Genomic DNA, 7,274 nt, shown 5'->3' with positions numbered 1-7,274 from the left:
TCCGCGGGCAAGGACAACCGGGGCATCCTCCGGGTGCACCAGTTCAACAAGCTCGAGATGTTCTCCTACGTGCACCCCGACGAGGCCGAGCCCGAAGCACGAGAAGCTCGTCGGGTACCAGGAGTCGATGCTCCAGGACCTCGGGCTGCACTACCGCGTGATCGACGTCGCCGGCGGTGACCTCGGCACGAGCGCCGCGCGGAAGTTCGACATCGAGGCGTGGGTGCCGACGCAGGGCACCTTCCGCGAGCTCACTTCGACCTCGAACTGCACGACGTTCCAGGCCCGTCGCCTCGACATCCGGTACCGCACCGAGTCCGGCAAGACCGCGCCCGTCGCGACCCTCAACGGCACGCTCGCCACCACGCGGTGGATCGTCGCGATCCTCGAGACCCACCAGCAGGCCGACGGTTCGGTCGTCGTGCCCGAGGTGCTCCGCCCGTACCTCGGCGGCGTCGAGGTGATCGAGCCCCGATGACCTCGCACGAGCGGTTCGTCGACGGGACGCGAGGCGGCGGGGCTGCCGCTGGTGGCGCTGCTGCCGGTGGTGCCTCGGCCGGTCCCGCGACCGGTGCTGCCGCTGGCGGGGCTGCCGCTGCGGCGCCCGCGCGGACGAAGCGCTGGCTCGTCGCGCTCGACATCGACGGCACCACCATGCGCGAGAACGGCGTCATCACCGACACCGTGATCGCCGCCGTCCGCGACGCCGAGGCCGCCGGGCACGAGGTCATGCTCTCCACCGGCCGCAGCGAGAGCATGACGGTGCCCCTGCTCGAGACGCTCGGCATCCACCCGAAGTACCTCGTCACCGCGAACGGCGCCCTCACGCTCCGCCGTCGCGAGGACGGCTCGTACGAGCACGCACACGTCGAGCAGTTCGACCCGACCGAGGTGCTCCGGACGATCCACGGCGCCCTGGCCGACGCTGCGTTCGGCGTCGAGGACGAGGACGGCCACTTCCTGCTCTCCGGCAACTTCCCCGACGACACCATGACCGTGCAGGGCGAGCACGTGCCGTTCGAGCAGCTGCTCGGCGTCGAGGCCACCCGTGTGGTCGTGATCTCGCCCGGGCACGACACCGAAGACTTCCTGCAGGTCGTCGAGCAGATGGGGCTGCACAAGGTCTCGTACTCGGTCGGCTGGACCTCGTGGCTCGACATCGCTCCCGAGGGCGTGACGAAGGCCACCGCGATGGAGCGGGTGCGCGAGTGGCTCGACATCCCGCGCTCCCGGGTGTTCGCCGCGGGCGACGGTCGGAACGACATCGACATGCTCCGGTGGGCGTCGACGTCCGGTCGTGGGGTCGCGATGGGACAGGCGCCGGACGACGTCATCGAGGCCGGCAACGAGGTGACCGGCGGCGTCACCGACGACGGGCTCGCCGCAGCGCTCGACACGCTGCCGCGGTAGGGCCGGCGCGGGCGCGCGGGCGCGCGGGCGCGCGGGCGCGCGGGCGCGGGCGCCTCGCACCGTGCGAGGCCCGGCCGGCGCCGCCCGCAGCGTGCGAGGTTCCGCACACCGTGCGGGTCACCAGACGTCCCACAGTGCGTGAAACCTCGCACCATCGGTCGCCAGCCGGGAGGCCCGCTAGACTTCCCGGGACGCGGTCACGTCTCGCCACGTGGTCGCGTCACTGGAGGGTTGTCCGAGCGGCCGATGGAGCCTGTCTTGAAAACAGGTGGGCAGTGATGTCTCGTGGGTTCGAATCCCACACCCTCCGCCACCGGGGTCGCGGCTAGTCCGCCGACACCTCCGCCGGCGCAGCCGTCTCGACCGGTTCGGTGACGACGATCTCGCCCAGTGTGACCGCGCGGCCCACCGCCTCGGCGAGGAACACCACCGCGCACCCGACGACGACGAACGCCCACCCCGCGAGGCGGCGACGGAGCACTCCGGACGATCTCGACGGCATCTCGTGGCCCTTCGGTCGTCGTGCTCGGACGGACACCGCTCGTGCCCGATGTGATCGAACCACGATGCCCGCCGAACGGCCGCGAACACCGGGCCTCGTGCGTGAAGTGCATGAGAGAGCGCTCACGAACCCGCCCGAGCGAGCCCGGTCAGCCCCGCACGCTGAACGCCGCGAGCTCCGCCCGCGTCCGGGCCCCGTGCTTCCGGAGCAGGTTCGCCACGTGGTACTTGACCGTGTTGACACTGATGCCGAGTCCGTCCGCGATCTCCCGGTTCCCGACGCCGGTCGCCACGAGCCGCAGCACGTCGCGCTCCCGCTCGGTGAGGTCCGCGTCGTCCGGCACGTCGAGCGTCGCGGGGGAGGGGTCGAGCGGCAGCGCGATGTCGAGCGTCGATCCCCACCCGGGCGTCGAGTCGACCGCGAGGGTGCCGTCCAGGGCGACGACCCGCTCGGCGATGGGCCGGACGGCGTCGTCGTGCACGTCGAGGGTCCCGGCGCCGTCGTCGCGGAGCTGCATGAGCAGGTTCCGTCCGTCGCAGTCCCACTGGATGCGGACTCGGTGGGCGGCGCCGTCGTCCACGAGCGCGAGGACCGCGGTGCGGACGATCGCGCGGGCGCTGTGGGCGACGTCCCCGGGCAGGGCACGGCCGGTGGCGGGCGGCTCGACGAACTGCACGTCGAGGTCGCCGAAGCGGACGAGCGGCCGGAGGTCGGCTCGGAGACGGGAGAACGCGCCGGTCACGGGCTCGAGGAGCGTGCTCCGCTGCCGGTCGCTCGACGTGCGCAGCTCGACGAGTGCGGCCGAGGCGATCTCGACGGCCTCGGCGCGGGCGGCGGCGTCGGAGAGCCGGCCGGAGCGGAGGGCGGCGAGGACGGACTCGAGCGTGAGGGCGTGGCGGTCCGCCGTCTCGGCCACCGTCCGGGCGTGCTCGGCGGCGGCCGTGCGGCTGGACGCCGGTGCGGCCGCTGTCCGGCTGGACGCCGGAGCGGACGGTGCACCCGGTGACCTCGATCCCACGCACCGAACCTACCCGTCCCACCCGGACGCATCGTCCCACCCGATCGGACGGGACGACCGTGCGCCCGGGCGGCACCGCGTCGACCGACACCACGGCAGCATCGGAGCCATGCCCACCACCACCGTCGCGGACGCCCTCGGCACGATCGGGAGCGAACTGCAGGACCTCGTCGCCGCCGTCCGCGCGGCCGACCCGGCACCGTTCGAGCGTGCACTGACGCTGCTGACCGACGCCGACCGCGTCTTCGTGCACGGTGCCGGACGCTCGGGCCTCGCGCTCCGGATGACCGCGATGCGCCTCATGCACCTCGGGCTCGACGTCCACGTCGTCGGCGAGGTGACGACCCCCGCCATCCGCGAGGGCGACGTGCTCCTCGTCGCGAGCGGCTCCGGCACGACGGGCGGGATCGTCCGCGCGGCCGAGACCGCTGCGGAGGTCGGCGCCCGGGTCCTGGCCGTGAGCACGACGGCCGACTCGCCGCTGTCGACGGCAGCCGACACCACGCTCGTGGTCCCTGCTGCGACGAAGACCGACCGCTCCGGCACCGCGTCCGCGCAGTACGCCGGGAGCCTCTTCGAGCAGGCCGTCGCCCTGCTCGGGGACGCCCTGTTCCACGCGCTCTGGCAGCGCAGCGGGCACTCCGCCGACGACCTGTGGCCCCGCCACGCCAACCTCGAATGACCCACCACCGGAAGGACACCACCATGCAGCTCCAGTTCGCCATGGACACCCTGACCACCGAGCACGCCCTCGAACTCGCCGGCAAGGCCGCGCCGTACGTCGACGTCATCGAGCTCGGCACCCCGCTCATCAAGAGCGCCGGCCTCTCCGCGATCACCGCGGTCAAGGACGCCCACCCCGACAAGATCGTCTTCGCCGACCTCAAGACGATGGACGCCGGGGAGCTCGAGGCCGACATCGCCTTCCAGGCCGGAGCCGACCTCGTCACCGTCCTCGGCGTCGCCGGCGACAGCACGATCGCGGGTGCCGTCAAGGCCGCGAAGCAGCACGGCAAGGGGATCGTCGTCGACCTCATCGGCGTGCCGGACAAGGCAGCCCGCGCGAAGGAGGTCACGGCGCTCGGCGCCGAGTTCGTCGAGATGCACGCGGGCCTCGACGAGCAGGCCGAGGAGGGCTTCACCTTCGAGACGCTCCTGCGCGACGGCGAGGCCTCGGGCGTCGACTTCTCCGTCGCGGGTGGCATCACCACCGACACGATCGCCGCCGTCCAGGCATCGGGCGCGCGGGTCGCCGTGGCCGGCAGTGCGATCTACAGCGCCGACGACGTCGCCGCTGCGGCGTCCGCCCTGCGCGACGCGATCACGGCGTCCGCAGCGGCGTAGTCCTCACCGAGGGACGGACGGGAGGCGCGGTGCCTGCGGGCACCGCGCCTCCAGGCCGTTCCGTGGTCGCGACCACGGCACGACGTCAGCCGGCGAGTCCCGTCACCACGTCGTGGACCACGCGCGCGGCACGCGCCGCCGCGTCGTCGAGGTGCTCCTTGAACTCGTCCCCGTCGGGGGCGCAGAGGTCGCTGATGCAACGGATCGACACGAACGGCATGTCGTGCACGTGCGCGAACTGCGCGATCGCCGCCGACTCCATGTCGACCGCGGCGACCGTCGGGAAGGCGTCGCGGAGCAGACGTGCGCGACCCTCCGTCACGAAGATCTCGCTCGACCCGATCGTCGCGGCGCGCATCGGGGAGCCGGTGTCGGCGGCGAGCGCGAGGTCGACCAGCCGCTGGTCCGGCTCGTAGCCCGTCGGCATCCCGGGCACCTGGCCGAGCGCGTAGCCGAAGGCCGTCGCGTCGGCGTTGAGGTTCACGTAGCGGTCGCCGACCACGACGTCGCCGATCGCGACCCCGTGCATGAGGCCGCCGGCGGTGCCGACGCTGATCACCGGGATGCCGGAGCCGAAGTCGTGGAACGCGTGCGCGACCGCCGCGGTGGCGTTCGTGAACCCGATCCCGCTGCGGCGGACCGCGACGGTCGCGCCGCCGACGTCGAGCAGGTGGTGCTCGTCGTGGCCGCCGACCGGACCGTCGAGGATGGGGGTGCCGCCGAGGAGTCCCGCGAACGCGGAGACCTCCTCGCTCATGGCGGCGATGACGACCGCGATCGGTGGGTGGTGCACTGATCGAGTCTCGCACGCTCAGCGTCGGCGGGCCGCCCCCACCGTGACGACCACTGCATCGACGAGCAGGAACCCGAGCAGGGTGACACCGACCGTCGGGAGCAGGACCCCGATCGTGGCCGCGACCAGGCCGACCGTGACCAGTCCCCAGCCCGGTGTCCGCGCGAGCGCACCCGCGGCGGGAGCCCGGCCGACGCGAGCGCCGGTGGGGCGTCGCTGCCACCACATCACGTACCCGAAGACGACCATCGCGGCGATGCCGAGCGCGGCGAGCACGAGCACGATCTGGTTCGGCAGCCCGAACAGCACGCCCATGTGCGTGTTGACGCCGAGCTTCGCGGCCTTCGCCATGACCGGGTAGTCGTCCCAGCGCACGGTCGAGACGACGTGGGCATCGCGCGGGTCGACGGCGACGGCGTCCATCGCCACGGGCCAGGTCTGCTTGCTCTCCTCGACGCGCCATGCCTGGTCGGCGGCGGTCGGGACGTGGATCCGGAGCTCGGCGGCGTCGATGTCCGCACCACGGGCAGCCGCGAGGACGGTGTCGAACTGGTCCGGCGTCACCTCGGCCGCGGCAGCCGTCGGGGTGGCGCCGCCGTGGTGGCCGGCGTGCTCCCCGCTCGTCGCGCCGTTCGCGGTCGGCTCGCTGCCGAGGGCCGTGTCGACCGCCGGCGCCTGCCAGCTCAGTGCCGACCGGACCGCGGTCACGTTGTCGCCCGCGAAGTGCGACCACGTGATGCCCGTGGCCGAGAGGAAGAGCGCGCCGAGGAGCACCCAGACGCCGGTCGCGGCGTGCCACGAGAACGTCCGCCGGTACCCGCGCGCGCGAGTGTCCGGCACGACGAGCTCGCGCTTGCGACGAGCTCGACGGATCCGGGTCGCCCACAGCGCGATGCCGGCGAGGGACACGATGCCGAGCCACGACGCCGCCGTCTCGCTGTAGAGCCGGCCGACGTCGCCGAGCAGCAGGCTGCGGTGCACCGTGCTCACCCAGGTGCGGAACGGCATGGAGCCGGACGTGCCGTACACCGGCAGGTCGCCGCGGACCTCGGCGGTGCCCGGGTCGACGAAGACCGCGCGGGTCGTGGACTCGGCGAGGCCCTCCTCGGTGAACATCACGCGGGTGGTCGTACCGCTCGCCGGGGCCGGGCGGACCTCGGTGACCGTGTCGCCCGGGTGGTGCCGCTCGACGTACTGCTCGGCGGCGGACACCTGGTCGGCGAGGGGGAGTGTGGTCGCGGACTCCGGCGCGGTGAGCTCGTGGGCGTACACCACGCGCTCGATCGACGGGGCCACGGCGTACACGGCACCGCTGAGGGCCGCCACGAGGATGAACGGGCCGACGAACAGTCCGGCGAGGAAGTGCAGGCGCAGCAGGAGTTGGGGGAACCAACCCGCGCTGGCGGGTGGCCGTGGCGGTGCTGGCGTGGGCGTGCGCGTGGCTGCGGGGGCGTGCGGCATCGGGGCTCTCCGGTGTCGGGCGCGACCTCGTGCCGCACGGAGGAAGACTCTACAAGATGTAGAGCGTCCCTGGTGTGGCAGTGCGCGTCCCGTCGGGTGCGCCGTGCTCGCCCGGGCTGGCTGACGGTCAGCGCTCCCGCGCCCGGTCCTCGTCGTGCTGCTGCTCCCACTCGTCCTTGCGCGCGATCGCCTCGTCCAGGGTCCGGTCCTTCTCGGCATCGGCGGCGGCCCAACCTCCGATGAAGGACGCCACGCACACCGCGGCGGCGAAGATGCCGAGGCCGATCAGCCAGCCGTTCCCGTCGGCCGTCGCGAAGAGGTACCCGGCGCCGACCCCGCCGGCCAGTGCCGGGATCCGCAGGAGCGATTCCAGCATCTGAGCACGACCGGTCCGCGACCGTGCTCGCTGGACGGGGGTTCGATCGGCGCGCACGCCCCGAACGTACGCGGACGGGAGGAGTACGTCCTCACCGACGCTGGCCGCGACCTCGCCCCGGTCCTGCTCGCACTGGGTGCGTGGGCGGACCGGCACCACCCGTCCGCGCGGCCGTCGGACCTCGCGATCGTGGACCGCGAGACGGACGAGGTGGTCGTGCCGGCAGCCGTGGTCGCTGCGACCGGGCGGCCGGTCCCGCTCGACCGGCTCGCCGTCCGGGGCGTCTGACCCGGCGGGGGTCCGCCGCGGCGTCCACCCCGGGCGGGCCGACCGGCCGNGGGGGNGGGGNGNGNNNAGNNNGNGGNNGGAG

At 73.4% G+C, this 7,274-nt stretch carries 8 protein-coding genes, 1 tRNA gene and 2 pseudogenes; 6 read left to right on the top strand and 5 right to left on the bottom strand.

Annotated features, from left to right (window positions below; genetic code table 11):
* From I59_RS18895 to I59_RS01750, 3 genes and pseudogenes are all read left to right on the top strand, one after another.
* Nucleotides 1-478: pseudogene (locus I59_RS18895) on the top strand (aminoacyl--tRNA ligase-related protein); the annotation flags it as partial.
* A complete protein-coding gene (locus I59_RS01755) occupies nucleotides 475-1,410 on the top strand; it encodes an HAD family hydrolase (protein WP_022902401.1) in 936 nt (311 codons plus the stop codon). The pseudogene I59_RS18895 and the gene I59_RS01755, both read left to right, overlap by 4 nt.
* A gap of 225 nt (nucleotides 1,411-1,635) precedes the next feature.
* Nucleotides 1,636-1,723 (top strand) — tRNA-Ser (locus I59_RS01750).
* Nucleotides 1,724-1,735: 12 nt separating this feature from the next.
* Here I59_RS01750 and I59_RS22485 read toward each other — a convergent pair.
* Together I59_RS22485 and I59_RS01740 are read right to left on the bottom strand one after the other, a co-directional pair.
* Nucleotides 1,736-1,912 carry a hypothetical protein gene (locus I59_RS22485; RefSeq protein WP_175327255.1) on the bottom strand — a complete coding sequence of 59 codons (177 nt, stop codon included), beginning with the start codon at nucleotides 1,910-1,912 and terminating at the stop codon, nucleotides 1,736-1,738.
* Nucleotides 1,913-2,060: 148 nt separating this feature from the next.
* The gene (locus I59_RS01740) at nucleotides 2,061-2,930 is read right to left on the bottom strand and encodes a LuxR C-terminal-related transcriptional regulator (RefSeq protein ID WP_022902399.1); all 870 of its coding nucleotides are present in this window, start codon (nucleotides 2,928-2,930) and stop codon (nucleotides 2,061-2,063) included.
* 109 nt (nucleotides 2,931-3,039) lie between these two features.
* On the opposite strand from I59_RS01740, the gene hxlB reads away from it, so the two are divergent.
* Nucleotides 3,040-3,612 (top strand): 6-phospho-3-hexuloisomerase, encoded by a 573-nt coding sequence (gene hxlB / locus I59_RS01735; RefSeq protein WP_022902398.1) that lies wholly within the window; start codon nucleotides 3,040-3,042, stop codon nucleotides 3,610-3,612.
* Nucleotides 3,613-3,635: 23 nt separating this feature from the next.
* Nucleotides 3,636-4,274 carry a 3-hexulose-6-phosphate synthase gene (gene hxlA / locus I59_RS01730; RefSeq protein WP_031272415.1) on the top strand — a complete coding sequence of 213 codons (639 nt, stop codon included), beginning with the start codon at nucleotides 3,636-3,638 and terminating at the stop codon, nucleotides 4,272-4,274.
* 85 nt (nucleotides 4,275-4,359) lie between these two features.
* On the opposite strand, the gene mtnN is transcribed toward hxlA, so the two are convergent.
* From mtnN to I59_RS23270, 3 genes are all read right to left on the bottom strand, one after another.
* The gene (gene mtnN, locus I59_RS01725; protein ID WP_022902396.1) at nucleotides 4,360-5,067 is read right to left on the bottom strand and encodes a 5'-methylthioadenosine/S-adenosylhomocysteine nucleosidase; all 708 of its coding nucleotides are present in this window, start codon (nucleotides 5,065-5,067) and stop codon (nucleotides 4,360-4,362) included.
* Between the two features lie 18 nt (nucleotides 5,068-5,085).
* Nucleotides 5,086-6,528 (bottom strand): PepSY domain-containing protein, encoded by a 1,443-nt coding sequence (locus tag I59_RS01720; RefSeq protein ID WP_022902395.1) that lies wholly within the window; start codon nucleotides 6,526-6,528, stop codon nucleotides 5,086-5,088.
* 127 nt (nucleotides 6,529-6,655) lie between these two features.
* Entirely contained in the window at nucleotides 6,656-6,904 is a 249-nt protein-coding gene (locus I59_RS23270) for a hypothetical protein (protein ID WP_217504105.1), read from the bottom strand.
* Here I59_RS23270 and I59_RS23265 point away from each other — a divergent pair.
* A pseudogene (locus I59_RS23265) lies at nucleotides 6,905-7,054 on the top strand (winged helix-turn-helix transcriptional regulator); the annotation flags it as partial.
* Between the last annotated feature and the right edge of the window lie 220 nt (nucleotides 7,055-7,274).

Origin of the sequence: Curtobacterium sp. B8 (assembly GCF_000333315.1) — a bacterium.
Classification (GTDB): Bacteria; Actinomycetota; Actinomycetes; order Actinomycetales; family Microbacteriaceae; genus Curtobacterium; species Curtobacterium luteum.
The sequence above is the reverse complement of the archived record's forward strand: the minus strand, read 5'-3'. Positions and strand labels throughout refer to the sequence as shown.